General features: G+C 53.4%; 25 protein-coding genes. 24 read left to right on the top strand and 1 reads right to left on the bottom strand.

Annotation, left to right across the window (positions count from 1 at the left end):
- The first annotated feature begins 2 nt into the window (after positions 1-2).
- From mltG to HMPREF1527_RS02765, 21 genes are all read left to right on the top strand, one after another.
- Positions 3-1301, top strand: coding sequence for an endolytic transglycosylase MltG (mltG, locus tag HMPREF1527_RS02865; RefSeq protein ID WP_016477197.1), 1299 nt, complete (start codon positions 3-5; stop codon positions 1299-1301).
- A 3-nt stretch (positions 1302-1304) separates the two neighbouring features.
- Entirely contained in the window at positions 1305-1838 is a 534-nt protein-coding gene (locus HMPREF1527_RS02860; RefSeq protein WP_016477196.1) for a YqeG family HAD IIIA-type phosphatase, read from the top strand.
- A 48-nt stretch (positions 1839-1886) separates the two neighbouring features.
- Positions 1887-2435: a shikimate kinase gene (locus HMPREF1527_RS02855; protein ID WP_016477195.1), complete on the top strand. Its 549-nt coding sequence runs from the start codon at positions 1887-1889 to the stop codon at positions 2433-2435.
- Positions 2432-3544, top strand: a complete 1113-nt coding sequence (locus tag HMPREF1527_RS02850; protein WP_016477194.1) for a hypothetical protein — start codon at positions 2432-2434, stop codon at positions 3542-3544. Before HMPREF1527_RS02855 ends, HMPREF1527_RS02850 begins: the two co-directional genes overlap by 4 nt.
- 81 nt (positions 3545-3625) lie before the next feature.
- A complete protein-coding gene (locus HMPREF1527_RS02845) occupies positions 3626-4750 on the top strand; it encodes a Xaa-Pro peptidase family protein (protein WP_016477193.1) in 1125 nt (374 codons plus the stop codon).
- A gap of 40 nt (positions 4751-4790) precedes the next feature.
- Positions 4791-5789 (top strand): PTS sugar transporter subunit IIB, encoded by a 999-nt coding sequence (locus HMPREF1527_RS02840; RefSeq protein ID WP_016477192.1) that lies wholly within the window; start codon positions 4791-4793, stop codon positions 5787-5789.
- Between the two features lie 16 nt (positions 5790-5805).
- Positions 5806-6621, top strand: a complete 816-nt coding sequence (locus tag HMPREF1527_RS02835) for a PTS mannose/fructose/sorbose transporter subunit IIC (protein WP_016477191.1) — start codon at positions 5806-5808, stop codon at positions 6619-6621.
- A gap of 21 nt (positions 6622-6642) precedes the next feature.
- On the top strand, positions 6643-7560 hold the full coding sequence (locus tag HMPREF1527_RS02830) for a PTS system mannose/fructose/sorbose family transporter subunit IID (RefSeq protein WP_016477190.1): 918 nt from the start codon (positions 6643-6645) through the stop codon (positions 7558-7560).
- 91 nt (positions 7561-7651) lie between these two features.
- The gene (locus HMPREF1527_RS02825) at positions 7652-8104 is read left to right on the top strand and encodes a DUF956 family protein (RefSeq protein ID WP_016477189.1); all 453 of its coding nucleotides are present in this window, start codon (positions 7652-7654) and stop codon (positions 8102-8104) included.
- A gap of 171 nt (positions 8105-8275) precedes the next feature.
- A complete protein-coding gene (efp, locus tag HMPREF1527_RS02820) occupies positions 8276-8839 on the top strand; it encodes an elongation factor P (RefSeq protein ID WP_016477188.1) in 564 nt (187 codons plus the stop codon).
- A 39-nt stretch (positions 8840-8878) separates the two neighbouring features.
- Positions 8879-9244, top strand: coding sequence for an Asp23/Gls24 family envelope stress response protein (locus HMPREF1527_RS02815; RefSeq protein WP_016477187.1), 366 nt, complete (start codon positions 8879-8881; stop codon positions 9242-9244).
- Between the two features lie 2 nt (positions 9245-9246).
- The gene (gene nusB / locus HMPREF1527_RS02810; protein ID WP_016477186.1) at positions 9247-9750 is read left to right on the top strand and encodes a transcription antitermination factor NusB; all 504 of its coding nucleotides are present in this window, start codon (positions 9247-9249) and stop codon (positions 9748-9750) included.
- Between the two features lie 2 nt (positions 9751-9752).
- On the top strand, positions 9753-10082 hold the full coding sequence (locus HMPREF1527_RS02805; protein WP_016477185.1) for an exodeoxyribonuclease VII small subunit: 330 nt from the start codon (positions 9753-9755) through the stop codon (positions 10080-10082).
- A complete protein-coding gene (locus tag HMPREF1527_RS02800) occupies positions 10082-10885 on the top strand; it encodes a TlyA family RNA methyltransferase (RefSeq protein ID WP_016477184.1) in 804 nt (267 codons plus the stop codon). The genes HMPREF1527_RS02805 and HMPREF1527_RS02800 overlap by 1 nt, the downstream gene beginning before the upstream one ends.
- A gap of 71 nt (positions 10886-10956) precedes the next feature.
- The gene (locus tag HMPREF1527_RS02795; protein WP_016477183.1) at positions 10957-11817 is read left to right on the top strand and encodes an NAD(+)/NADH kinase; all 861 of its coding nucleotides are present in this window, start codon (positions 10957-10959) and stop codon (positions 11815-11817) included.
- On the top strand, positions 11814-13448 hold the full coding sequence (gene recN, locus HMPREF1527_RS02790) for a DNA repair protein RecN (RefSeq protein ID WP_016477182.1): 1635 nt from the start codon (positions 11814-11816) through the stop codon (positions 13446-13448). The genes HMPREF1527_RS02795 and recN overlap by 4 nt, the downstream gene beginning before the upstream one ends.
- A gap of 183 nt (positions 13449-13631) precedes the next feature.
- Positions 13632-15281 carry a CTP synthase gene (locus HMPREF1527_RS02785; RefSeq protein WP_016477181.1) on the top strand — a complete coding sequence of 550 codons (1650 nt, stop codon included), beginning with the start codon at positions 13632-13634 and terminating at the stop codon, positions 15279-15281.
- On the top strand, positions 15278-16171 hold the full coding sequence (locus tag HMPREF1527_RS02780) for a site-specific tyrosine recombinase (RefSeq protein ID WP_016477180.1): 894 nt from the start codon (positions 15278-15280) through the stop codon (positions 16169-16171). The genes HMPREF1527_RS02785 and HMPREF1527_RS02780 overlap by 4 nt, the downstream gene beginning before the upstream one ends.
- A 408-nt stretch (positions 16172-16579) precedes the next feature.
- A complete protein-coding gene (locus tag HMPREF1527_RS02775) occupies positions 16580-17572 on the top strand; it encodes an ABC transporter permease (protein ID WP_016477179.1) in 993 nt (330 codons plus the stop codon).
- A 10-nt stretch (positions 17573-17582) separates the two neighbouring features.
- The gene (locus HMPREF1527_RS02770) at positions 17583-18659 is read left to right on the top strand and encodes an ABC transporter permease (RefSeq protein WP_016477178.1); all 1077 of its coding nucleotides are present in this window, start codon (positions 17583-17585) and stop codon (positions 18657-18659) included.
- On the top strand, positions 18659-20692 hold the full coding sequence (locus HMPREF1527_RS02765) for an ABC transporter ATP-binding protein (protein ID WP_016477177.1): 2034 nt from the start codon (positions 18659-18661) through the stop codon (positions 20690-20692). The genes HMPREF1527_RS02770 and HMPREF1527_RS02765 overlap by 1 nt, the downstream gene beginning before the upstream one ends.
- A 136-nt stretch (positions 20693-20828) precedes the next feature.
- Here the strand turns inward: HMPREF1527_RS02765 and HMPREF1527_RS02760 are convergent, their stop codons facing one another.
- On the bottom strand, positions 20829-22433 hold the full coding sequence (locus HMPREF1527_RS02760; protein WP_016477176.1) for an ABC transporter substrate-binding protein: 1605 nt from the start codon (positions 22431-22433) through the stop codon (positions 20829-20831).
- A gap of 275 nt (positions 22434-22708) precedes the next feature.
- Between HMPREF1527_RS02760 and HMPREF1527_RS02755 the strand changes: the two genes are divergently transcribed.
- From HMPREF1527_RS02755 to HMPREF1527_RS02745, 3 genes are all read left to right on the top strand, one after another.
- Positions 22709-23512: a gamma-glutamyl-gamma-aminobutyrate hydrolase family protein gene (locus HMPREF1527_RS02755; protein WP_016477175.1), complete on the top strand. Its 804-nt coding sequence runs from the start codon at positions 22709-22711 to the stop codon at positions 23510-23512.
- Positions 23513-23523: 11 nt separating this feature from the next.
- Complete coding sequence (gene pepT, locus HMPREF1527_RS02750; protein WP_016477174.1) at positions 23524-24789, top strand: peptidase T; 1266 nt, start codon at positions 23524-23526, stop codon at positions 24787-24789.
- Positions 24790-24873: 84 nt separating this feature from the next.
- On the top strand, positions 24874-25929 hold the full coding sequence (locus HMPREF1527_RS02745; RefSeq protein ID WP_016477173.1) for a hypothetical protein: 1056 nt from the start codon (positions 24874-24876) through the stop codon (positions 25927-25929).
- Positions 25930-25971 lie beyond the last annotated feature (42 nt).

Genomic DNA, 25971 nt, shown 5'->3' with positions numbered 1-25971 from the left:
GAATGTCGATTTCGCCCGATAACGATACATCTAGCACAGGCGCGGCGCGCTTTACGGAGGATGCTTCATCTGAGGAAGTCCTCTCAGGCAGGGAAGAGTCTCCTGAACCAAGCTTGGGCAAGCATGCGGCAGCATTGCCGGCGTCACTTGAGACAAATCGCATTTCCAAACGTACTGCCGCGGCTACCCGCAGGGCTGTTCGAGGTAATGTCGCGCACCGTAATAAGAAAGCGCATCGTCGTTCTCGACTTTTTGCAACGCTCATAGCGCTTGCGCTTATAGGGTTCGCCGCCGCCATCTTTGTTTTTGTTGTAGTTCCTAAAATTACCGATACCGTCAATCCAACGCAGGAAATTACGAGTGGTGAGGAAGTTACCGTTGTAATTCCCGAAGGCGCCAACGCGTCAACTGTCGCAGATATCCTATATACAAATAAAGTCATCGCAAATAAGGCCGAGTTTTTGGCACAACTCAAAAAACAGCAGTCAGATCAGAAAATCAAGAGCGGTACCTATCTCATCACAACAGGTATGAGCTACGCTGACATTATCCGCTTGCTTGCGGAAGGACCTAATACCAACGGGGACGGACTTGTTATCCCCGAAGGTTATACGGTTTCACAAACCGCGGAAGCTGTCGAGAAGTACTATGGCATCTCAAAAGACGATTTTCTCGCTCAGGCGAAGGCCTCTAACTACGTTGAAGAGTATCCTTTCCTCAAAGATGCCGTTTCAGCTAACGATTCCCTGGAAGGCTACCTGTTCCCCAAGACCTATACGTTTGAAAGCACTCCCAGCGCCGATACGATCATTCGCGCTATGCTTGACCAGTATAAGGAAGAGACGTCTGATTTAAACTTTGACGCGGCGCGCATAGATTTGAAGGCTCGCTACAACCTTGACCTTACCGATGAGCAAATACTGACGGTCGCCTCCATTGTTGAAAAAGAAGCGTCTAACCAGGAGGATCGCGGCAACGTTGCCTCCGTCATCTACAATCGCCTGTCACAGGGCATGCCGCTTCAAAGCGACGCGACGCTCGCGTATTCGCTTGGCAGAGAACCTACCGCCGATGAGCTTCAGACGCTTACTGACGACAAGTACAACACATACGCTCACGATGAGCTGACGCCAACGCCGATTTGCTCGCCAGGCCTCAATGCGCTGAAGGCTGCTCTTAGGCCAAATAATACGGACTATCTGTATTTCTGGATTACCAAAAATGAGCACGTATTCTCAAAAACATACGATGAGCACCTTGAAGCTATCAATAACTCAAAGGATAAGGAAAGTTCACAATAGCTTATGAGTATTCTTTCCGCTTCACAATACGTTTCTACCGTTGATGGCATATCAATAGACGGTCTTCTTGCAGAGGGCGTCAGGCTTGTCCTGCTTGACCGGGACAATACATGCGTGCCGCGCGACTCTCATATAGTGCCTCCGCAAGTAGCCGCGTGGTTTGCCCGTGCAAAGGAGGCGGGACTGACGCTGTGTCTTGTTTCGAATAACATCCATCTTGATCAGGTGCAAAAAAGCGCCTCCGAGCTTGGAATTGAGGGCGTCGGCTGTGCTATGAAACCGTCTCCAACGGCGGTCCGTGCGGCCATGAAGCGTTTTGGTGCCGAGAAAAACGAGACGGTATTCATCGGAGATCAGCTTTTTACCGATATCGCTTCCGGTAACCTTGCCGGAGTCAAGACTATCCTTGTGCGTCCCCAGTCTCAGGTAGATCTTTGGTACACCAAACTTCTGCGTCATATCGAGAAGATCTTGCTCAGAAATGTACAATTTGAAGGAGCTCATGCGCTTTCTGAGAAACCTTCTACACGGCAGTAAGGAAATTCCCTCCGGATGATACACTTTTTATGATTGGCTGGAGGAATTTTGGAGTTTGATGACACACGATATATTGTCCATGACAACTGTGACCATATTTTCTTCGTAGGATTTCTTGGAGCAGGCAAGTCGACGCTTGCGCGCAACTTGGGTGAACTCTTTCACCGCCGCTATGTTGATACTGACCGGCTGGCTGAAAGAATTGCCGGAAAAGAACTTGGAGAGATGTTTGCGCTTGCCGGTGAGGAATATTTTCGTGACGTGGAAACACAGGTGCTGCGTAATCTGCGCTCAAAAAAGTCGCTTCTGGTAAGCTGCGGAGGCGGTATTGTTGAGCGCGCGCAGAACGTGGAGCTTATGCATGAGATGGGAACCATCGTGTATCTTGACGGCGACCTCACTGACTCGCTGCGGCAGATTCAGCGCCTTGATAGACGGCCTGACTTGGGCACGGCTGACCACGCTCGGCGGCTGTTTGAACATAGAAAGCCGCTTTACGAGCATGCCGCCGATATTACTATTGATATTCGAGAGAAAACGTTTCAGCAGGTCGCCCTTGACTCGGGTAAGCTGCTGTGGGAAAGGGGCTTGTTATGAGTCAAGAAGTTGAGCCGACTCAAATCAGGCAATGGGTGTCGCTCCCGCAGGGCTCTTTAGCGCTGCGCGTTGGCTCGGGTGCGCTGAGCGCCTTTGGCGCAGAGATGCGCACTGCCGTGGGCCATCCGCAGAAGTGCGTAATAGCGCATTCTGCTTCCGCAGCCGAAGATATCGTAGAGCTTCTGAAACGAGATCTTACGACGGTCGGATTTACGGTAGAGAAGTGTGAGTTGCCTGACGGAGATGAGGCGGCGACGCTCAATGTTGCCTCGGCGCTTTTTTCAGCACTGGCTGAAGCGCAGCTTACCGGTGATGATCTGTTGCTTGCAGTCGGCGATTCAGGTGTTATGTCGGTGGCGGCCTTCGTCGCGCAGTCATGGTGTGGGGGAGTTTCGCTCAGCCTTGTACCGCTTGATCTTGAAGCTGCCGTGCTCTCATCGGTGCAGCCTAGAGCCCTTACGGTTTCACCTGTTCAGCCTCGTACGGTGACCTGTCCGGGCGTAGCCCGTTTTTGCTTTGTGGACTTGGACGTTATGCCTGTGGATCAGGATGACGAACATGCCCAGTTTGCCCGCGCGCTTATGGTCACAACAGCAATGGCGGAAAACGTTACCGAGTTCAGTCATGTGTGGGATACGGCGGAAGATTTGCGTGAGGGCAATGCTGACGCCCTTGCGGAGCAAATCGCCAGTACGATTAAGGTTCGAGGACGTTTGACGTCATCAACAGCGATTGCAATCAGGCAGTCGGTGAACTACGGCCTTGATTTCATGTACGCCATGGAACAGCTTGTGCTCAATCAACCACGCTCGGCGCTTCTCGCCGACGGCCTTCGTTTTGCCGCGAGAATTTCGGTAGCCAAGGGAGATTTGGACATTGATGATATGCTCGCTCAAGATGAGCTTTTGGAAAAACTGGGAATCGGATCAGTGATCTGCGACAGCAGCGCGGAGCACATGATTGCGGCACTCAAAGCGGAATGTTTCCGCTCGACAAATCGTTTCATGATTGTGTTGCCGTTGGACATAAGTCGTGTAAGACTATCATCGATTGACGAAACACTTCTTTTTGAGCATGCTTGCGCGTGGTGTGAGGCTCATAGGCCATAGGCTTGTACTCGCGTCTCTTGTCGTCCGGTGTTTGCATGCGGTGTTAAGGCGGTTATAATCATTCTCGAGAAGGGATTTCATATGGCAGATGTACAAGTTAGCGCAAAGCGGGTTGCTCGTTTTCGCGAGGTTATGACCGAGAAAGGCTACGACGCGGTCATTCTTCGTCACAATCCGGATCTTCGCTGGTTGACGGATTCCGAGCGCACGTTTGATTTCGAGGACGCCCATACGGCGTTCATTACGGCAGATGCACTGTATCTGCATACGGATTCCCGCTACTTTGGTACGTTCAAAGATCGTCTCGGTGACGATACTCCTTGGCAGATTGATATGGATACTGTCGGCCACGCGGCGTGGGCGGCAAAGCATGTGGCAACTTCCCGTGCTCGCGTAGTAGCTGTTGAGGATACCGTTGAGCTGGCATTTTTTGATGACCTTCAGCGAGAACTTGCCGATCAGAGCATTGCCGCTTTGATGCCTCGCATGCATGGCGCCATTGCCGATCTTCGAATTGTAAAAGACCCCGCTGAGATTGAGCTTATGCGTCACGCTCAGTCCATTACGGACAAGGCGTTTTTGCATATGCTTGAGTACATCAAGCCGGGCCTTACTGAGCAGCAGATTCGCGCTGAGCTTGAGAACTACATGCTTTCTCATGGCGCGGACGCGCTTTCCTTTGACTCCATTGTGGCTTCCGGTCCTAACGGCGCCAATCCGCACGCGCAGCCCGGTGAGCGCGTAGTGCAGAAGGGCGATATGATTGTCATGGACTACGGCGCGGGATATCTGGATTACCATTCAGACATGACGCGTACCGTTGTACTCGGTCAACCTTCTGAAGAGCAGCAGCATGTCTTCGACGTGGTTCGTCTCGCAAATGAGACCTGCGCGAAGGCGATTCACGCCGGCGTTATAGGCGCCGACATCCATAACCTCGCCGTGAAGGTTATCTCTGACGCCGGATATGGCGAGTACTTCGGCCACGGCCTTGGTCACGGCGTTGGTGTTGAGATTCACGAGCGTCCGTTCTGCAACGCCCGCTACGACAAAGTGCTTCCCGCTGGTTCTGTCGTTACCGATGAGCCGGGTATTTATCTGCCGGGTAAGTTTGGTATCCGCCTTGAAGACTTTGGCGTGGTTACCGAGGACGGCTACGATGTCTTTACGCAGTCTACGCATGATCTTATGTCGATTGACTGCTAGCGCTATATTGTTGCACTACTAGGCACAGAAGGAGGTAAAAGTGGTTAGTATCGTTCTAGCCAGCCATGGTAAGTTTGCCGAGGGCATAAAAGATTCCGGTGGCATGATCTTCGGACCGCAGGAAGGCGTTGCTGCAGTAGCACTTACGCCCGACATGGGTCCTGATGACCTACACCAAAAGCTTCTCGACACAATTGCCATGCTCGAGGATCAGGAGCACGTGCTCTTCCTCGTAGATCTGTGGGGAGGCACCCCCTTTAATCAGGTCTCCCGAATCCTTGAGGAGCAGGGAAAAGAGGATTGGGTCGCTGTTACCGGCCTTAACCTTCCGATGTTAGTCGCCGCATATGGCTCGCGCATGGGCTCTGATACGGCGGTGGCAGTCGCAAAAGAGATCTTGCCTGAGGCTCGCTCCGGTGTGAAAATCAAGCCGGAAGACCTTGAGCCAAAAGAAGTGGTGTCAGCGCAAGCTCCCGCTGCAGCAGCGTCTCAAGGAGCCATTCCTGAGGGTACGGTTATTGGCGATGGTAAGCTCAAGATTGCCCTCGCGCGTATTGATACCCGCCTGCTTCACGGCCAAGTAGCAACTACATGGACCAAGATGACCAAGCCGGATCGCATTATCGTGTGCTCCGATGGCGTTGCAAAAGATGAGCTTCGCAAGACTATGATTGTGCAGGCGGCACCTCCGGGAGTTCATGTTCATGTGGTGCCGGTCAACAAAATCATTGAGATTGCTCATGACCCACGCTTCGGCAACACTAGAGCCATGCTTCTCTTTGAAACTCCCCAGGATATGCTTCGCGCCCTTGAGGGTGGCGTTGACATCAAGGAAGCCAACCTCGGTTCTATGGCCCACTCTGTCGGCAAGGTTGTTGTTACCAATGCCGTCGCAATGGACGAGAAGGACGTTGAGACTCTCGAGGCCATTAAGAACCACGGCGTGAAGTTTGACGTCCGGAAAGTTCCGGCTGACGGCGCGGAGAACTTTGACGCCATGATTAAAAAGGCCAAGTCCGAGCTTGCTGCTCGAAAATAACTAGAAGGAGGTAGAAATGACGCCTATTACGATACTGCTCGTTGTTATTGTCGCTTTTCTTGCCGGCATGGAGGGCATCCTCGATGAGTGGGAATTCCACCAGCCCTTGATTGCCTGTACACTTATCGGTCTTGTGACTGGTCATCCCGCTGAAGGCATTATTCTGGGCGGTTCGCTTCAGATGATTGCTCTCGGTTGGGCAAATATCGGCGCCGCGGTTGCTCCTGACGCCGCGCTCGCGTCCGTGGCTTCCGCCATCATCATGGTGCTTGCTCTTAACGGAGGTGACACCGATACCGTTGCCGCAATCAATACGTCTATCGCACTGGCAATTCCACTGTCTGTCGCCGGTCTTTTCCTAACGATGATTGCGCGTACCATCGCAACCGGTATTGTGCATGCCATGGACGTAGCTGCTGAGAAGGGCGACTTTGGTGCTATTGAGAGATGGCACATCGTAGCTATCTGCATGCAGGGCGCTCGCATTGCCATTCCCGCAGCAGCTCTCTGCTTTGTCGATCCCGTCCTTGTGACTGACGCTTTGAACGCCATGCCAGCATGGCTTACAGGCGGTATGGCTGTCGGCGGCGGCATGGTTGCCGCTGTTGGTTATGCCATGGTTATCAACATGATGGCAACCCGCGAGGTCTGGCCCTTCTTCGCGCTCGGCTTTGTCTTCGCGGCTATCAACCAGCTTACCCTTATCGCGCTGGGTGTTATTGGCGTCTGCCTTGCCATTATTTATCTGGGTCTTAAGGACCTCGCTAAACAGGGCGGCGGCCTTGGCGGCGGATCGGGAGATCCCCTCGGCGACATTATCGACAACTACTAATCCTGAAGGAGTGTGATAACAATGGAGAAAAAGATTGAGCTTTCTCAGAAAGACCGCATGTCCGTCGCTTTTCGTCATCAGTACCTTCAGGGTTCTTGGAACTACGAGCGTATGCAGAACGGCGGCTGGGCATTCTCGATGATTCCTGCAATCAAGAAGCTCTACCCAAAAAAGGAAGATCAGATTGCAGCTCTCAAGCGTCATCTTGAGTTCTATAACACTCACCCCTACGTTTCCGCGCCGGTCATCGGCGTTACCCTCGCTTTGGAAGAGGGCCGCGCTAACGGCGAGCCCATCGACGATGTTGCGATCCAGGGCGTTAAAGTAGGTATGATGGGTCCTTTGGCCGGTGTTGGAGACCCAGTCTTTTGGTTCACGGTCCGTCCAATCCTTGGCGCTCTCGGTGCGTCTTTGGCGCTTGGCGGCTCGATTCTTGGCCCCATCCTCTTCTTTGTGGCGTGGAACCTTATCCGCCTTGCCTTCCTGTGGTACACCCAGGAGTTTGGCTATAAGGCCGGCGCTTCCATTTCTTCAGACCTTTCCGGCGGCATGCTGGGTAAAGTCACCGAAGGTGCGTCCATCTTGGGTATGTTTATCATCGGCTCTCTGGTTGAGCGCTGGGTGTCCATTTCGTTTACCCCAGTAGTATCTACCGTTCCTCAACAGGCGGGCGCCTATATCGACTGGACCAGCCTTCCTTCGGGAGTTGACGGCATCCATGAGGCACTTTCTCTGTATTCCCAGCTTGGGCCGACTGGTCTTGAACAAATGAAGGTCACAACGCTTCAGCAGAACCTTGATTCACTGATTCCTGGTCTCGCTGCAGTTGGTTTGACATTGCTTTGCTGCTATCTATTGAAGAAGAAGGTTTCTCCGATCGTTATCATCCTAGCGCTCTTTGCCGTTGGCGTTATCGGTCGTTACTTCAACTTCATGTAAGAAGAGCTTCACAGGAGCTGCAGATACAAAAAGCTCGCATGAATATGGGTCGCACTCTATAATGGGTGCGACCCATTGTTGAAAGGAAGCTATGGCGCAGTCGCAAAACAGCAGCATTGACCTGACGATAAAGGCAACATCGTTTCACGGTTTGACGACATACGGTGACGTTCTTATCGGCAACAAGGCCTTTGAGTTTTATAACGAGAAAAACCCGGAAGATTATATTCAGATTCCATGGGATGAGGTGGATCATGTGGCCGCTTCAGTTATGGGCGGCGGCAAGGTTATTTCCCGTTTTGCTATCTTTACCAAGAAAAACGGCAATTATTCATTTTCTGTGCGCGACAACAAAGCCGCACTTCGCGCTATCCGCGAATATGTAGGTGAAGAAAAACTCGTTCGCTCCCCGAACTTCTGGTATGTGTTTAAGCACGGGCTTGCGGCGATCCCTCAGGCCCCTCGCCTCGTGTGCGACGCCTTTAAAAAGATCTCTCAAAAAGTTTCCAAAAAAGCTTCTGAAAAGGCCTCCAGAAAAAAGTGAGTCAGGTTCGCATCCTCACTGTTCAAAAGCAGTTTTGATGCAAAACATCAGATCCGTCAGCGTAAGGGCATGAAAACTGCTAAAATGCAGCATGCGTATAAGAGTCGTAAGCGGTAAGGGTCAAGACCCAAGCGCTTCTCGCGACAAACAAGAAGAAGGAAGAAGACAGACGTGGCAACCATCAGTACGGCAGATTTCAGAAACGGCATGGGCCTCAAGATTAACGACAAGTACTATACCATCGTTGAATTTCAGCATGTCAAACCGGGCAAAGGCGGTGCGTTCGTCCGCTACAAGATTCGTGATCTTAAGAGCGGTCGTGTGATTGATCAAACGTGCAACGCCGGCACCAAATTTGAGAACGTGCAGCTTATCACCAAGGAGATGCAGTACCTCTACAACGACGGCGAATCCTTCTATTTTATGGACAACGAGACCTACGATCAGATTACGGTACCTGCTGACTTCATCGGCGAGAAGAACGTCTGGTTCAAGGAGAACGACAACTGCCAGCTGCTCTATGCTGACACGGAACTTCTGGGCGTTGAGCCGCCGATGTTCATTGAGGTTGAGATTACCGAGACCGACCCTGGATTTAAGGGAGACACAGTTCAGGGCGGCAGCAAACCCGCGACCGTGGAGACCGGCGCAACCCTGCAGGTTCCAATGTATCTCAATCAGGGCGAGCGCATCAAGGTTGACACGCGCGTTGGTAAGTTTGTCTCTCGCGTGTAGGTGTTCGTGGGATATCCATTCAGTTTTTAGGAGGTTTACATGGCCGATAACGAACTGCGCATTGCGGGAATCGGTATATCAAAGGACGTTGTTTCTGCGGTTGTGTCACATGCGGCTGGAAACGTTGCCGGTGTAGCTTCCGTTGGCGGAAACGATACCATTGCCTCCAATCTCATCAATGTCTTTACCAATAAGAGCATGGCGCCTGGTAAGGCCGTTGAATCCGTTGTGGAAAATGATACGCTTCGTATTGGCGTTCATCTCGCGGTCTTTTACGGCTATCCCTTTACCAAGCTCGCCGCCGACGTTCGCGGCGTTGTAGCGACTGCCGTCAACGAGCAGATAGGCGTTTCTATCTCCGCGGTTGACGTGTATATCGACAGCCTCGTGTTCCCCAAGGAGTAGGCTTGAGCACTCAGTTCTTTGGCAGGACGCTGGCTCGAAGCCAGGCGCTTCAGATTCTGTTTCAGGCCGAGCAGACCGATCGCATGGTTTCTGAGGTTCTTGCGGGGGAGTATGTGCTTTCCGAAGGGCCCCTGGATGCTTATGCCAAGCAGCTTGCTTGTGGCACTGACGGTATTCGGGACGCCCTCGACGCTATTTTGCGTGCCTATTCGCGTGAGTGGAGCGTCTCCCGCATGCCGTCCGTGGACAGAAATCTATTGCGTCTTTCTCTCTATGAGATGCTTGAAGTTCCTGACGTTGACGTGGCGGTGACCATCAACGAGGTTGTTGAGCTTGCGCGCGCGTACGGCGGAGACGAGTCCCCCCGTTTTATCAACGGCATTTTAGGCCGCGTGGCAACCGATATGGCGGAGGGTAAGGATATCTATGAGTTTGCTCGTCTTGCTGCAAACAGCGAAGAGTCCATGGCTCAAGAAGAGTCGCCGCTTCAGGAGAGGAACGAGTAGCCATGGCTAAGCCTGATACTTCAGCCTACCGGACATTCGATCAGATTACAGACCGCCTGGATGACATTGTCAGTCAGGTGCGCGGTAAAGATATTTCGCTTGAACACTCGCTTGACCTCTTTGACGAAGCTATCGCTCTTGGCTCCAAGGCGGTAGAGATGGTCGATACGACTGAGTTTACGCCTGAAGAAGAGGCGCGTCTTATCGATAGTAAAAAGACTCCTGAGGCTCCTGCCAACAGTGGCAAGAAGCCCGGTGACACCCAGGTAGACACCCAGGTAGATGACGCTTCCCAAGAAAGCGCTGCATCAACAGAAAGCGCTGAGCTCTAGTGGTAAAGCGCCCATCTAAGAGGCGCCTTGACGCGGAGCTGGTACGCCAGGGATTGTTTCCCGATACAGAAACCGCCTTGCGTGCCATTCTCGCAGGCGATGTTTCCACACACGAAAGAAGACTGACTTCTGCCGGAGAGCTTGTGGAAGAAGGTCTTTTTTTGCATGTCAGGCATACGCTTCCGTATGTGAGCCGCGGCGGACTTAAACTTGAGCGTGCGCTGGATGCCTTTGATGTCAGCCCGGAGGGTCTGACCTGTCTTGACATAGGAGCTTCTTCCGGCGGCTTTACCGATTGCCTGCTGCAGCGAGGTGCTTTGCAGGTAACTTCCGTTGATGTTGGCTACGCTCAGTTTGATTGGTCGCTGAGAAATAACGTGCGTGTCAAACTGCTGGAACGTACCAACGTAACGGCGCTTCCCGGCCTTGGCTATGAGGCTTCGTTTGATTTGGCCGTATGCGATGTTTCATTTACGTCAGTCGCGCACATCCTGCCCGCGACACTTGTGACGCTCAAGCCAACAGGAGCTTTCATTACGCTGGTAAAGCCTCAATTTGAAGCGGACAAAACCGAGGTTGATGACGGCGGCGTTGTAACGAGTGCAAAGACGCGCCTTGCGGCGCTTACGCGAGTCGCACAGCTCTTCTCGCAAGCGGGTCTCGGCCCGATTGCGGCGTGTGAAAGTCCTATTCACGGAGCAAAAGGCAACGTGGAGTACCTGTTGTTTGGAAGAAAGGGCGTCAAGCCGGCCGTGCTGGACCTGAAGGCGGTCGTGGAAAAACATACAGTTGTTCGTGTGTAGGCAGAAGGTATTCGCTATACTCTTTGACAGAGGCGCCGTATCCCGGCGCTGGGTTCGGAGAGGGGTCATCCGTGAAAGTTCTTCTTGTCCCAAATTATTCGCGTGAAGTTGCCGTGCAGGGTGCTCACATGCTTGAGGAATGGCTCGGTGAGCAGGGCTGCGATGTTGTCTGGGCTCACGACAAAAAACTTTTCCCTCAAAAGCAGGTGGACCTTTCCGGCTGTGAGCTGGTGATATCGCTGGGCGGCGACGGAACGCTTCTGCGCGCAGCTCGTATCGTAGGCTATTCCGAAATTCCGCTTATGGGCATTTCCTATGGTCACCTGGGGTTTTTGACATCGGCCACACCTGATGAGATGCTTGAGACAATCGCCGACGCTTTGGCAGGTGAGTTGCACGCGTCCCGTCGCGCGACCCTTGAAATTGAATCGGTGTACGAGGCTCCTGACGGCTCGCTTCATACCGAGAAGAGCTTTGCGCTGAATGACTTTGCCGTGTCTCGCGGCGGCGCCGGCGATATGATTGAGTTCAGCGTGTCGGTTTCGGGCAACTACATTGACACCCTGCGCGGAGATGGCTTTATTGTCAGCACAGCTACGGGTTCTACCGGCTACGCGCTTGCCGCAGGAGGTCCTATTGTGACTCCTGAGTTTACCGGCATGTCATGCGTGCCCGTTGCTCCTCACACCATTATGGCGCGCGCCTTTTTGACTTCATCGTCGGACATCGTTGAAATTACCATGTCGCGCGAAAGGCCGGCGTGCCGTCACTTCTTTGCCGATGGGCAAAATATAGCCCATGCAACTGAGGCTACGGGTATTTCTGCTACGGTAAAACGTGGACCTGGCGACATCATCTTGCTTGATAGAAGCGCGCAAAGTTTCTACCGCTCGGTGTCTCGTGTGTTTTACGGTAAGGCTAACAATTCATGATTGATGAGCTTGCGGTAAAAAATGTGGCGCTTATCAAGGAAGCGTCAATTGAACCTGCGTCTGGGCTGACCGTACTGACAGGCGAGACGGGCGCCGGCAAGACGGCCCTGCTCTCGGCCATAAAACTTTTGGTAGGGGAGCGCGCCGATACGACGATGGTGCGCGAAGGTGCGGATGAACTGCAGGTTGAAGCCCGCTTCTTTCTGGGCGACTCCGACGAAGAGGGAACCATTGTCCGCCGTCGCGTACAGTCGGACGGTCGTGGCCGCGTGGAAATCGACGGTCATATGGCGTCGGTACGCGAGCTTGCAGAGAAGGTCGGCGCAACCGTTGACCTGTGCGGTCAGCATGAGCATCAGCGTCTTCTGGACGTACATACCCATATAGACCTTCTGGACTCATGGATTGGCGCGCCGGCGCAGGAAGCGCTTGACAAGTGGCGGGTACTTCTCGCTGCATCAAAAAACGCAAAGGCGGAGCTTGAACGCGTGCGTGCGGTATGCGGTGCGGCGGACGCCAAACTGGACGAGGCTGCGTTTGTTCTGCGAAAAATCGGAGAGGTCAATCCACAGCGAGGGGAGTATGAGCAGCTCCAAGAGCAATTGCCCCGTCTTGAGCATGGGGAAGCGCTTTTGGAGGCGGCTCAGGGTGCGTATGCCGCGCTTTCCGATGACGATGGCGCTGCGGACAGGCTGACGCAGGCGCTTTTGGCGCTTCGTGGCGTCGCCTCCTTTGATGCGGAGCTTGCAGCGCTTTCAGAATCGCTCTCATCTGCGCTCATCGATCTTGAGGATAGCGCTTCCGAGCTAAGATCCTACATCGATTCGCTGGAGATTGACAGCGAGACGCTTGAGCGCCTGCAATCTCGTGCGGCGGCGTTTCAGGGTCTTATGCGAGCTTACGGTCCTGCGATGGAGGACGTGTTTCGCCGTGCTGAAGAGGCGCAGGAAGTGGTGAGCGCGTGCGAGGACGGAGGCGAGCGCCTTGCTTGCGCTCAAGAGGCATATGAGGCTGCCGAGAAGGACCTTGCGGCCGCAGCTGACGCGCTTGACGTCTTGCGGGCGCAGGCTGCCCCTCAGCTTGCCGCAGCGATTACCAAACAGATGGCCTTCCTGGAGATGGGCAGCGCGGAGATTACGGTGGCTCAAGACCGCCTGGAGCGCCTCAAGTGGACTGAGGCCGGTCCTAGTCGTGTGGAGCTTCTCTACAAGCCGGGCGCGGAGCTCAGCGCCCGCCCGCTGCGAAAGATTGCGTCTGGCGGTGAGATTTCTCGCGTAATGCTGGCCTGTAAAGTGGTTCTTGGAGCCGCAGATGGCTGTGAAACGCTTGTGTTTGACGAAGTGGACGCTGGTGTCGGAGGAGCCACTGCTGTAGCGCTTGCGGAGGTGCTGGCGCGGCTTGCCCAAACGCATCAGGTCATAGTGGTCACGCATGTGCCGCAGATTGCTGTTATGGGCGAGCGCCACTATCTGGTAAAAAAATCAGAGGATATGTCCCCTGAGACCTCTCTGGAAGAACTCACGGGAGAAGATCGTGTGGAGGAGATTGCACGCATGCTTTCCGGAACGCTGACGGAGACGTCAAGGGCGCATGCCCGCGAAATGCTGAGCGCTGCAGCGAAGACGCGTTAGCACTGAAGGCAAGAAGCGCTGGGGCGCGGAGATACTTGGCGCACAGACACAGAAGCGTCTCTGTTTTTGTGTTGGTGTGATTGATTTTCTCGCCCTCTTTTTTAAGACAACGCGATAGTATAGAGACCCGTAGAAACGTTTTGGCACCGCCGGCTGGCCCTGCCACGAGTACGGGAGATTTTCATGACCAAGCATATTTTTGTAACAGGCGGCGTCGTTTCTTCGCTGGGCAAGGGCATTACCGCGGCTTCTCTGGGTCGTCTGCTCAAAGCCCGCGGCTATAAGGTCATGATGCAAAAGGCTGATCCCTATTTGAACGTTGACCCCGGTACTATGAGTCCGTTTCAGCATGGCGAGGTGTTTGTGACTGAGGACGGCAAGGAGACCGATCTTGACCTCGGCCATTACGAGCGCTTCATTGACGAGAACCTTACGCGTGAGTCAAACTTTACCACGGGCCTCATCTATCAGTCGCTCATTCAGCGTGAGCGTGCAGGGGATTTTCTCGGCGGCACGGTGCAGGTGATTCCTCATGTCACCAACGCCATTAAAGCCCGTTTTGCGCGCATTGAGGAAGTGACCGATGCCGATGTGGTCATTACTGAGCTTGGCGGCACTATTGGCGATATTGAGTCTCAGCCGTTCGTTGAGGCTATTCGTCAATTCCGCAAGGAGCGTGGCGCGGCAAACGTCGCCATCATCCACGTGTCGCTTGTGCCTTACATTGCCGCTGCTCATGAGGTGAAAACAAAGCCTACGCAGCACTCTGTCAAGGAGCTGCGTTCCATGGGAATACAGCCGGACTTTATCGTGTGCCGCTCAAGTCATACGGTTGACGCATCTATTCGCGAGAAGATCGCCAATTTCTGCGATGTTGACGCCGATTGCGTGTTTGAGAATAACGATCTTCCCTCAATCTATGACGTTCCCTCGCACCTTAAAGAGCAGGGCTTCGATAGCAAGGTCTGCGAGCGCCTTGGCCTTGAGGCTCGCCTTTCTGACTTGTCTGGCTGGGAGTCGTTTACGTCTGCAATGCATACGGCGCATGCTCTTCCAGACGCTACCCGCATCTATGTGGTGGGCAAGTACACACAGCTTCCCGACGCGTATCTTTCGGTGATTGAAGCGCTGCATCACTCTGGAATTTTCTACGGGCGTCACATGGACATTCGCCTTGTCAACGGAGAAGAGTTGACGGAGGAAAGCGCTGAAGCAGAGCTTAAAGACGCTGACGGCATCTTGGTTCCCGGAGGCTTTGGTATCCGTGGAGTCGAGGGTAAAATGGTTGCCATCCGCCGCGCACGCGAGCGAAACATTCCTTATCTCGGCGTCTGTCTCGGCATGCAGACGGCGGTCATTGAGTTCGCGCGTGATGTCGCCGGCTTGGAAGGAGCCAATTCAGCTGAGTTTGCTCCTGAAACGTCATACCCCGTCATCGATCTCATGCCCGACCAGGAAGACATTACCGATAAGGGAGGTACGATGCGCCTGGGATCGTATCCCTGTAAGGTTGCGCCACACACCCTTGCGTCTGAAGCCTATGGAGATGAGCTTATCTATGAGCGCCATCGCCATCGTTTTGAAGTTAACAACGCGTATCGCCGTCAGCTTGTTGACGCGGGACTGGTGATTTCCGGTGTCTCTCCTGATGAGCGCCTTGTTGAGATGATAGAGCTGCCTGAGAGCGTGCATCCCTGGTTTGTGGCGTCTCAGGCGCATCCTGAGTTCAAGAGTCGCCCCACCTCTCCCGCGCCGCTCTTCCGTGAGTTTGCCCGTGCCGCGATTGCGCATCATGAAGGAGCAGGGCGTCATGATGTGGCGAGCCGGTCATGAATCTCACTCAGGCGCGTAAAGAATTTCTCGCCTACGCCTCCGTCGAGCGCGGCCTTTCCGACAATACGCTTGACGCGTACGCCCGCGATTTGACTAACTATGTTGAGTGGCTCTCGGACCAGGGACTAGATGATCCATGCGATGTGACGCAGCAGATTATCGAGGCGTACATTGCGCTTTTGCGCGATATTGGCCTTGCGCCGGCATCTGTTGAACGGCATACGGCGGCTATCCGCAATTTCCACCGGTTTTTGGTTGCCGAGCAAATCTGTGCCGCGTCTCCCGCCGATGACCTTCCAACAATCGCGCGGGCGCTTCGGCTTCCCGATGTTATATCTCGCGAGAAGGCCGCGGAGCTTTTGGACCAGCCTTTTGAGAAGAGTCCGCGTGGCATACGAGACAAGGCTATGCTTGAAGTGCTCTATGGTTGTGGGCTTCGCGCAAGTGAGCTGAGCGCCCTTGAGACGCGCGGTGTTCTTCTCGATGAAGAGCTGCTGCGCGTCTTTGGCAAGGGTTCCAAGGAACGTACGGTACCTATTTTTGGAACTGCGAAAAGAGCGTTGCGAGACTATCTCGAAGGCGCTCGCAGTGAGTTTCTTATCCACGGTGAGGTGCCGTTCGTGTTTCTGAATCGTCGAGGAGGGCGCCTTTCTCGTCAGTGGATTCATAGTTCCGTGGCCGCGTACGGTCGTGCGGTGGGAATCGAAGACTTGCATCCCCATACGCTGCGCCATTCGTTTGCGACGCATCTTTTGGAGGGCGGCGCGGATCTGCGCTCCGTACAGGAGCTTCTCGGCCACGCCGACATTTCCACAACGCAACTGTATACGCATGTCGATCGCACGCATGTGCGCGACGTGTACCTCAGCGCTCATCCTCGTGCCCGTTAGTGACATTCAGGTTTTTTTCTTGTCCTTTCACTCGTTTTGCGTTTGGAGTTTGAACGTAAGAAGGCCGCCGCAGCGAAGGTCATTACAGCGAGGATAGTTGCAGCAAAGGCCGTTGCAGCATGACGGGCAAAACATTTCCCAAAGGTAAACAATGGGTGTTTCTCGGCAAAACAGCAGAAAGATGCTGTCATCATAGAAGCGATTTTATTTCGAGGGAAGCATACATGGTCATTTTTCTTTGAGTAATTTGGCCGTTGGAGCGACTCTCGTGATAAAATTGCCGTTTAGTGTTTGCGAGCGTTGCAGGCGCTAAGTGTCGTGTGTGTCGGAAATCGTTGGAAATGTTCGATTGCCATTCCGAAAATTCCTCGCTTGCATCTGTGCAAGCGCTGGCGGTAAGGAGAGTAAATGGCACGGTTTGCCTGGTATTTAACTAAAAGGGTGCTGAGCTATATCGTAATGATTTTTGTTGCGACGTCGCTTACGTTTTTTCTTGCGTCCGCGTTCATGAGTCCTCGTTCTAACTATGAGCAGCGTACTCCTCGTCCTCCTCAGGAATCCATTGAGCAGTCGCTGTATAAAACTAACTTGAACGACAAGACTCCTATTATCGAGCGTTACCAGAAGTGGCTTACTGGTGTTGTGACCAGCTTCAACTGGGGCATGGCTCCTGATGGCAGTTCCATCAATACGCAGATGAGCACAAAGTTTTTGGCTTCTGTTCAGCTTCTGACGCTGGCAACTATCTTGTCTATTTTCATAGGCGTCGGACTCGGCGTATATACAGCCCAGCGGCAATACGAATGGCAGGACCGCTTCTTCAGTGGCGTGGCATCGCTTTTTATGGTTATTCCGACGGTTGTTCTCGCCATTCTCATTGTTTTTGCGGCAATCGAGATCAACGCCCTTGCAGGCAACAGAATCTTCTACGTTACGGGCCTTTCCAGTGGAGATTTCCCAACGTTTTTCGAATGGCTTCTTGACTTCTTACAGCACATCTTCCTGCCAACGCTCGTTTTGACTATTGTCAGTTCGGTTGGCTATCACCTTACGCAACGCACCTACCTTCTTGATGAGATGCACGCTGACTATGTGCGTACGGCTCGCGCAAAGGGACTTACCCGCAAGCAGGCCATCCGCAGACACGCTCTGCGCGCGTCCTTAATTCCTACTGCGGTAAACGTTGCCTTCTCTATTGCGGGTATCTTTACCGGCGCCGTTATGACCGAGAAAATCTTCGCTATTCACGGTCTTGGTGAGTACTTCATCAACTGCATCAACAATAACAACATTCATGGCGCCGTTGCAGTCGCCGCGTTCTCCGCTGCATGTACGCTCGTGGGTGCGCTTCTCGCCGATCTCTTTGCGGCTGCGCTCGATCCGCGAATCAAGATGAGCTAGGGAGGCAGCAATGGCTAACGATACAAAAAAAGTTGCTCCAACAACGGAAGAATCCGATGCTCTTACCACCGTCAATAATGGTCAGATGACCAACGCGGAGCTTGAACTTCAGGCTGACTCGCTTGGTTCAGGTGAAGTTAAGCGCATCAGCTACTTCGGTCTGATTGGCCGCCGTTTCTTGCGCCAGCGTTCCGCCATGATCGGTTTGGGTATTCTGGTAGTTTTGATTTTTGTGGCCCTCTTCGGTAAGTACCTGACCCCGCATAACTATATCGATCCGGACTTTGCGGCTATCAATCAGGCGCCCAACGCCAACCATTGGTTTGGTACGGATGGCGCGGGTATTGATTTGTTTGCCAGCGTTGTACACGGTCTTGGCCGCTCGCTGACGATTGGTATCACATACGCGCTGCTGACGTCAGTCATCGCGGCTGTCATTGGTACCGCCATTGCCTATGTCCGCGGCGTGCCCGAAAAGATTGGCATGTGGATCCTTGACATGCTCATGGTCATTCCGAGCTTCCTTCTGGTTGCCATGATTGTTCGCGCGGCCTCCGGTACAACCGGATGGGTCATGCTTATCGTGGGTATGACCGCCTTTGGCTGGATTGGCTATGCTCGTACCCTGCGTACGATGGCGCTGTCGCTCCGTGAGCGCGATTACGTCAAGGCCGCTAAATACATGGGCGTTCCTTCAATTAAGATCATCATTCGCCACCTTATTCCGAACCTTGGCTCGATTCTGATTATCGACACGGTTCTTGGCGTCATCGGCGGTATCAACTCCGAGACGGCATACAGCTTTTTGGGTCTCGGTATCAAGGCTCCCGATACATCGCTCGGCTATCTTTTGAGCGCCGGCTCTTCGGCGATGCTCTCCACGCCTTGGCTCATTTTGATCCCGTCCGTTGTCCTTATCATTCTCTGCGTGAGCATGCAGCTTATCGGCGACGGTCTTCGCGACGCCTTCGATCCCTATTCACGCGCAGCCGGCATGGTTGAGGATGACGATGATGAAGCTGACGCCAAAACGTCTGAAACCACAGGCGAGGCCGATATGAGTACAGATATGACGGAGCGTGCGTAATGGCTGATATTGATATGAATAAAACGGTCGAGAAGAACAGCGCGGTAGACGACGTTCTTCGCTATGAGCTGCTTGAGTCCAACGGGCCGAAAGGCGCTCCGCAGGGCGCGCCCGTCATGACCGTTCGCGACCTCAAGGTGTCCTTTAACACTGAGGCCGGTCGTGTCGATGCCGTCCGTAGTGTAAACTTTGACCTTTGGGGCGGCCGTACCCTCGGCATCGTTGGCGAATCCGGTTCCGGAAAGTCAGTTACCGCGCTTTCTCTTATCGGTCTTCTTGATGACAACGCGCATGTCACCGGTTCGATTAAGCTCGGTGATGAGGAGCTTCTCGGCAAAACCGACGAGGAGATGTCTAAACTTCGCGGCACGAAGATTTCCATGATTTTCCAGGATCCTCTGTCCGCGTTGACTCCGATGTTTACTATCGGCGATCAGCTTGCCGAAGCTCTTTTGACTCACAATCCCCATATGCCAAAGGCTGATGTTCGTAAGCGCTGCCTTGAACTTCTTGAGATTGTTGGCATCACCAACCCGGAAGAGCGTTTAGATGCGTATCCGCACGAGTTTTCCGGCGGCATGCGTCAGCGCGTGGTTATCGCTATCGCCATTGCCAACAACCCCGACATCATCATTGCCGATGAGCCTACTACCGCTCTTGACGTAACGATTCAGGCACAGATTCTCGATGTTTTGAAAGTCGCCCAGAAAGAGACGGGTGCGGCTGTCGTTTTGATTACGCACGATCTTGGCGTCGTCGCAGGCACCGCTGATGACATTATGGTTATGTATGCGGGCCGCGGCGTTGAGCGTGCAAGCGTAGATACGCTTTTTGCTGAGCCACGGCATCCGTATACTATGGGTCTTTTGGGCGCCGTGCCAAAGCCGCACTTACCTGCGGAGCACCGCCTCGTTCCCATTAAGGGCAATCCGCCTTCGCTTGTAGCCATTCCTTCAGGCTGTCCCTTCAATCCGCGTTGCCCTATGGCAACCGAGAAGTGCCGTGCGGTTGAGCCTGAGCTGACACCTGCAAATGCTTCCGAGGGTCATCTTGCATCTTGCCATCGTCTGGATGAGATTTGCAAAAAGAATCTCACCTACGCAGAGGTGTATCCCGAGTTTGAACCCCTGCTACCTAAGTGGGTGGATGTACCGCGCTCTGAGCGTCCGATTGTGCTTGAGGTAGAAAATCTTACCAAGACGTTCCCCGTCCAGGGCAAAGGCTTTATCCGCCGCGAGAAGGGTACAATGACGGCGGTCGACCATGCGAGTTTTCAAATTCACGAGGGTGAAACACTGGCCCTTGTCGGCGAGTCAGGTTCGGGCAAGTCTACGACGCTCATGCAAATTATGGATCTTCTGAAGCCTGAAGATGGCCGTATTGTGGTGCTTGGAAAGGATACTTCCGAGCTCAGATCTGCCCGAGCGCGTCGTGAGGTTCGCAAGGATCTCCAGGTTATCTTCCAGGATCCTATGAGTTCTCTCGATCCTCGTATGCCCATTTACGACGTTTTGTCAGAGCCTCTGAAAGCTCAGGGCTGGAAGGACGCCGATATCAATAGGCGCATTGGCGAGCTTATGGTACTTGTCGGCATTAACCCTGACTACGTTGACCGTTTCCCCTCTCAGTTCTCCGGCGGTCAGCGTCAGCGTATTGCTATTGCCCGCGCTCTGGCAACCAATCCCAAGATTTTGCTTCTTGACGAGCCTATTGCCTCGCTTGACGTTTCCATTCAGGCTGGCATTATCAACTTGCTTGAGGACCTTCAGATTCAGCTGAAGATTTCGTATCTCTTCGTCGCGCACGACCTGGCGGTTATTCGCCACATTTCTGATACGGTTGCCGTTATGCACCTAGGGAAAATCGTGGAGTACGGCGAGACTGAGGATGTCTTCAACAATCCGCAGGATCCCTATACTAAGGCGCTGCTTTCCGCGATTCCTATTCCCGATCCCAAGATTGAGCGTACGCGCGAGCGTCTTATCTACAAGGATGGCAAGCTGATTCCCGCTACGCATATTGCCATCGACTAGCGCGCTCACAAGGGCTATCCAATAGCACGGTGCACATTAGCACGGTACAAGGACTGCCGAATTGCATGGTGAAGGGGACCGGCGGGGCATACAAAAAATCAAGCTGAGTAGGAGGGAGGTCAAGAGAGCAGTAATTCTATGCTCTCTTGACCTCGCCAAAGAGTGGATTGACGAGCACCTTGAGGCCGGTGAATTTCTTATTGAGAACATACGGCATCTGGGTCCAGTCGATGGGTAGACACGCGTAATCGGTGCGGGTAAGCTGCGCGTCGGCTTGTTTGGTGAGCTCGATGACCTTGTCGGGATCGTTGATTGTAAGGCGAGCGGCGTCTACCAACTGGTCGAACTTCTCGCTGCTGTAGAAAGAACTCTTAAGAGCCGCTCGATCGGAGCGGAAATAGGAGCCCATATGCTCAACTCCTTGGAATGAGAGAGTTGACCAGGTAACAAGGGTGACCTGAAGATCTCCATTCTTGCGCGATTCACTCCATACGCCCGCGTCAATAACGGAAACATTGAGATTGACGCCGATTTTGCTCCAGGCGTCCTGGATAGCCACCATGAGGTTTTGGTCTTGCGCGCGAACCTGGGCGTCAAGCGTAATATTTGACACGCCGGCTTCAGAGAGCAGCTTTTTTGCCGTATCAACGTTATATTCAAAGATTTCAAGTGAAGAGTCGTTGCCCGTCTCAGACACCGGGATAAATGAAGTAGCAGGCTGAGCGGCGCCGGAAAGAACCGTGTCGCACAAGGTTTGGCGGTCAAGGGCAAGTGACAGCGCCTGGCGAACGCGCACATCTGAGAGGTACTCGTTTTTAAGATTGAGGTTTACAAACTGCGTAGACGCGGGATTGTAGTAGACAATCTGATCAGCGACCGCCGTGTCATTTTTAAACTGCTGAACCAGGTTTTGATTAATAAACGTGAGGTCAATGGTGCCTTGTTTGTAGTTCAGCATGCGTGTATTGCCGTCATCGATGTAAGAAAAATGCAGCTCATCGAGGGCTGGTTTGCCCTGATGGTAGTCAGCGAAGGCTTCGAGTACAACTTCGGTTGTATTGTCGTTAGACACCAGCTTAAAGGGACCGGTGCCGTAAAACGTGGTGTCGGACCCCCATTTTTCGCCCGCTTCTGAGCAGCTCTTCTCGGGATAGATGAAAGCGTAGAACTGAGCGAGAAGCGCGTTGAACGTTGAATAGGGCTGGGTAAGCTTGATATCAAAATGGCGGTCATCAGTGATGGTGATGCCGGAAAGCTCGGTTGTCTTGCCATCGATAATATCCTGCGCGCCTTCGATGTACACATACGAATCGATTGAAGTTGCCTTTGTGTCCGGCAAAAACATCCGAGTAAAAGAGTACTTTACATCGGAAGATTTGAGCGTGGATCCGTCGTGGAACTTGATGCCCTTTTTCAGCTCAAAGGAGTATGTGAGTCCGTCTGAGGAAACCTCGGGCAGCTTGGTTACGAGCCACGGTTCAATCTCTTTGGTTTCCGGGTCGAGCTTGAGCAGGGATTCTCCGACAGCTTCGGAAACGCCGATGGAACCGGAGGTTTTTTGCGTGTCAAAGGTGACTTTGGGATTGTTGACGCCAAACGTAAGAATGAGCTTGTCTCCGTCGCCTGCGCCATCACCGGTGCCGCACGCGGACAGAAGCGTGGCTGAGCCTGCCGCTGCTGCGGCTGCGAGAGAGCCGCTGAGAAAGCTGCGGCGGGAGAGGCTGTTAAGTGAGGAGTTCATAAGGATACCTTTCAGGTGGGCAATGCGTACGCATGTGAGTAACTCACGTTTGCGTGATGCTCGCGTGCAGGAAAGTCTGACGAAAAGCCTCACGTACAAGGACACGTAAGTTGTATTTAAATACCCAACCTGCGCTAGGAATTTCTGCCGATTGAAAAGTTTTTGTTACGGTTTATCGACAAAATAAGCGATGAACCATGCAATTTTTGCCTGCCGGCCATGAGGGTGAAGATTTGCAGTAAAGTCATGAGCACGCAAAAAATTCAGGAGAAGGCATGATTGACATTCCAGTATTTGCTCAGCAGGTTTTCAAGGAAAGCGCGGCTGTTCCCGTACATGATCGGCCGCTCATTGGCCTGACGCCGCGCTTTATGAAAGAACCCGGATTTTCTGACGGAGAGTCCATCGCCGAGGTGCAGATGGATGCTATTCTCGCGGCAGGCGGCATTCCAGTGATGATGCCCTTGACTGATGATGACGCTGTTATCGACCGGTACGTTGAGATGTGCGATGGCTTTAATTTGCCTGGTGGCCATGACGTTGATCCGCGCAATTGGGGAGAAGAGCCTCGCGACCTTGCACGCTTGAATCCCCGTCGCGATGTGCTCGAATTTAAGCTGGTGAAAAAGGTTTACGAAGCCGACAAACCGCTCTTTGCCATTTGCCGTGGACTTCAGCTGCTCAATGTCGTCTTCGGTGGCACGCTCGTCCAAGAAATTCGTACACTGCCGGCGCCCGCTTCCGGTCATACCTACTGGTCCCACATTGCCGACCTTACCGCTCCCGCCCATATGGTGGAGGTTGTTGAAGATTCGCTTTTGTACCATGCGCTTGGCAGCGAGAAGTGCATTCAGGCCAACTCCTACCATGATGAAGCTTTGCGTAAGGTCGCGCCGTGTCTGAGTGTAGTGGCTCATTCGACCGACGGCATCATTGAAGGCGCTGAAATTTCCGATAGGCGATGGATGGTAGGCGTTCAGTGGCATCCCGAATACGGCTGGAAATACAGCAAGGCCGACTGCATGCTTTGGAAGTCTTTCATCGACGCGGCGCGCACGTATCGCAGCTCGCGATTGTAGGGAAGGATATTATGTCTCACCATAGCGATGTGCTTGAACGTTTTATTCGCTACTGCAAGGTAGCCTCGCAATCAGATCCACTTACTGCCGACACGGTTCCGTCCACGGAGTCTCAGCATGAAATGGCACGCGTAGTAGCGACTGATTTGCAGGCTCTGCAGGCCGAAGACGTTACCATCGACAAACACGCCTATGTGACGGCTCACTGGCCCGCGAGTCCCGGCGCTGAAGATCTTCCGGTGCTTGGATTTTGCTGTCATCTTGATACGGCATGGCAATCGTGCGGCTCGCCCGTGCATCCGCGTGTGGTTCGCTATGAGGGGGATACGCTCATCATCGGTGTGGACCGGGACGGCGCGGAGGTTGCCGTGAGTCCGGCAACAAATCCACAGCTTGAGCATATGGTCGGATGGGATTTGGTAACTACTGACGGTACTACGCTGCTCGGCGGTGACGATAAGGCGGGCGTGGCTATGGTGGTCAGTCTCCTGCGTCGCCTGCGTGAGCATCCAGAACTTCCGCATCCGCGCCTTGCTGTCGCGTTCGTTCCGGATGAGGAGATTGGCCATGGCGCAGCGCTTCTCGATCTTGACGCTTTTGGCGCCGCGTATGGCTATACCATTGATGGTGGGCCGCTTGGTGAATTCTGCTTTGAGACCTTCAACGCCGCCGAGGTCAACGTCCGTGCGAAGGGACTTTCGGTACACACGGGGACGGCAAAGGGCATCATGGTGCACGCCAGCGAGGCTATCATGCGTTTCCATCAGCTGCTGCCGCCGCAAGATCGTCCTGAGTATACCGAAGGGTATGACGGTTTCTTCTACGTAGAGCGCATGCAGGGAGATTGTGAATCAGCGCTGGCGGATTACATCATTCGCGATCATGACCAGGCAAAGCTGGAGCTGCGCAAACAACTCATGCGTGACGCAGCTGCCTATATTAACAGCCAGTTTGGCACCGAAGTACTGACGCTTGCTATCCACGATCAATATCATAATCTGGCCGACATTGTAACGCTGCCCGAAAATGAGCATCTGATTGAAAACGCCCGAGCTGCGTATGAGGCGATTGGTCAAGAGATGACATGCGTTCCTATGCGTGGCGGTACGGACGGCTCACAGCTGTCGTTTCGCGGGTTCCCCTGCGCGAATCTGTCCGCCTGTTATTACAACGCTCATGGCGTGCGAGAGTTTGTTCCCGTTCCCGAGCTTGAGGCTATGGTCGATATGCTTCAAGTGCTTGTCGCGCTCTACGCGAGGCCCCAAAAGAGGAAGTAACAGGGTTTCTCGCCGGGATGTTCCTGCTGTGTCCCTTTTGCTCTACCTATCCACACATTTTGTTCCAGTCAAAAAGGAGTTCTCATGCAGCGCTTTGAAACTGATACCGACTATCTGCTTGAGGTGACACGTCAACTCATCGCATGCGACAGCCCCGTTGGATATTACAATCGGATTCACGCGCTTTTGAAAATGCTTCTTGCGGACATTGGCTATGAGATGCAGGTCGACAACAAGGCGACAGCCTATGTGGTAGTTCCGGGTGCCAGCAGCGAGAAAACTGTTGGGGTGAACGCGCATCTTGACACTATCGGTCTTGTTGTTCGCGGTTTCAATGATGACGGAACGCTTCGCGTGCGGCAGCTCGGCGGCATTAACTACCACAGCATCGAGGGTGAGACCTGTCATGTCATTTGTCGTGATGGCTCTTCAGTCAACGGACAGATTATCTGCAATCACCATTCGATACACGTTTTTGAGGACGCCAAGACTATGGAGCGCACGGAGGATACCATGGCGGTTTCGCTCATCGCCGATGTCAAATCTCCTGCAGACGCTCGTAAGCTTGGCGTATCGGAAGGTGCTGTGGCAGCCATTGACCCGCATTTTATCGCGTATGACAACGGCTATATCATCTCGCGCTTTCTTGACGACAAAGCGTGCGTGGCGGCGCAGCTTCATACTATGAAGTGGCTGGCGCAAACAGGGACTCAACCCGCTTACGACACATTGTTTGCCTTTCCTATCTATGAGGAGATCGGTCATGGCGGCGCGTATTTGCCCACGGTAGTAGATGAATATGTTTCTCTCGATATAACGCTTATCGGTCCCGACTACGCTTCTGAGGAGCATTCGGTAGGCGTTATTGTTTCCGACATCCGCTCACCTTACGATTGGAACCTTTCCAACCGCCTTATTCGGTGCGCCGAGAAGGTCCTCGAGCCAGGCAGATGGAACCAACAGGTAGCGTTTCATTTTTCAACTGATGCGAACGCTTCGTATTTTGCGGGAAACAACCTGAAGAGCGGCGCGTTTGGACCGGCCACTCTCAGCACGCATGGTCGCGAGCGCACGCACATGGACGCGCTTGTTGGCACGGAGAACCTGTGCCGCGCCTATGTGCTTGGATATGGTGATTAAGTGTCAAGAGTACAGCGTCCATATGCACATGCTACAGTTTGA

Origin of the sequence: Atopobium sp. oral taxon 199 str. F0494, assembly GCF_000411555.1 — a bacterium.
In the GTDB taxonomy this organism is placed as follows: domain Bacteria; phylum Actinomycetota; class Coriobacteriia; order Coriobacteriales; family Atopobiaceae; genus Lancefieldella.
This window is presented reverse-complemented; position numbering and strand designations above follow the sequence as displayed.

Excerpts from the sequence above, each read along its gene's own strand:
- HMPREF1527_RS02830 (WP_016477190.1), top strand. The coding sequence starts at position 6,643 with ATGGAGAAAAAGATTGAGCTTTCTCAGAAAGACCGCATGTCCGTCGCT.
- recN (WP_016477182.1), top strand. The coding sequence starts at position 11,814 with ATGATTGATGAGCTTGCGGTAAAAAATGTGGCGCTTATCAAGGAAGCG.
- HMPREF1527_RS02770 (WP_016477178.1), top strand. The coding sequence starts at position 17,583 with ATGGCTAACGATACAAAAAAAGTTGCTCCAACAACGGAAGAATCCGAT.
- HMPREF1527_RS02805 (WP_016477185.1), top strand. The coding sequence starts at position 9,753 with ATGGCTAAGCCTGATACTTCAGCCTACCGGACATTCGATCAGATTACA.
- HMPREF1527_RS02745 (WP_016477173.1), top strand. The coding sequence starts at position 24,874 with ATGCAGCGCTTTGAAACTGATACCGACTATCTGCTTGAGGTGACACGT.
- HMPREF1527_RS02760 (WP_016477176.1), bottom strand. The coding sequence starts at position 22,433 with ATGAACTCCTCACTTAACAGCCTCTCCCGCCGCAGCTTTCTCAGCGGC.
- HMPREF1527_RS02780 (WP_016477180.1), top strand. The coding sequence starts at position 15,278 with ATGAATCTCACTCAGGCGCGTAAAGAATTTCTCGCCTACGCCTCCGTC.
- HMPREF1527_RS02775 (WP_016477179.1), top strand. The coding sequence starts at position 16,580 with ATGGCACGGTTTGCCTGGTATTTAACTAAAAGGGTGCTGAGCTATATC.
- HMPREF1527_RS02845 (WP_016477193.1), top strand. The coding sequence starts at position 3,626 with ATGGCAGATGTACAAGTTAGCGCAAAGCGGGTTGCTCGTTTTCGCGAG.
- HMPREF1527_RS02825 (WP_016477189.1), top strand. The coding sequence starts at position 7,652 with ATGGCGCAGTCGCAAAACAGCAGCATTGACCTGACGATAAAGGCAACA.
- HMPREF1527_RS02835 (WP_016477191.1), top strand. The coding sequence starts at position 5,806 with ATGACGCCTATTACGATACTGCTCGTTGTTATTGTCGCTTTTCTTGCC.
- HMPREF1527_RS02815 (WP_016477187.1), top strand. The coding sequence starts at position 8,879 with ATGGCCGATAACGAACTGCGCATTGCGGGAATCGGTATATCAAAGGAC.
- HMPREF1527_RS02785 (WP_016477181.1), top strand. The coding sequence starts at position 13,632 with ATGACCAAGCATATTTTTGTAACAGGCGGCGTCGTTTCTTCGCTGGGC.
- pepT (WP_016477174.1), top strand. The coding sequence starts at position 23,524 with ATGTCTCACCATAGCGATGTGCTTGAACGTTTTATTCGCTACTGCAAG.
- HMPREF1527_RS02850 (WP_016477194.1), top strand. The coding sequence starts at position 2,432 with ATGAGTCAAGAAGTTGAGCCGACTCAAATCAGGCAATGGGTGTCGCTC.
- mltG (WP_016477197.1), top strand. The coding sequence starts at position 3 with ATGTCGATTTCGCCCGATAACGATACATCTAGCACAGGCGCGGCGCGC.
- HMPREF1527_RS02755 (WP_016477175.1), top strand. The coding sequence starts at position 22,709 with ATGATTGACATTCCAGTATTTGCTCAGCAGGTTTTCAAGGAAAGCGCG.
- HMPREF1527_RS02860 (WP_016477196.1), top strand. The coding sequence starts at position 1,305 with ATGAGTATTCTTTCCGCTTCACAATACGTTTCTACCGTTGATGGCATA.
- HMPREF1527_RS02765 (WP_016477177.1), top strand. The coding sequence starts at position 18,659 with ATGGCTGATATTGATATGAATAAAACGGTCGAGAAGAACAGCGCGGTA.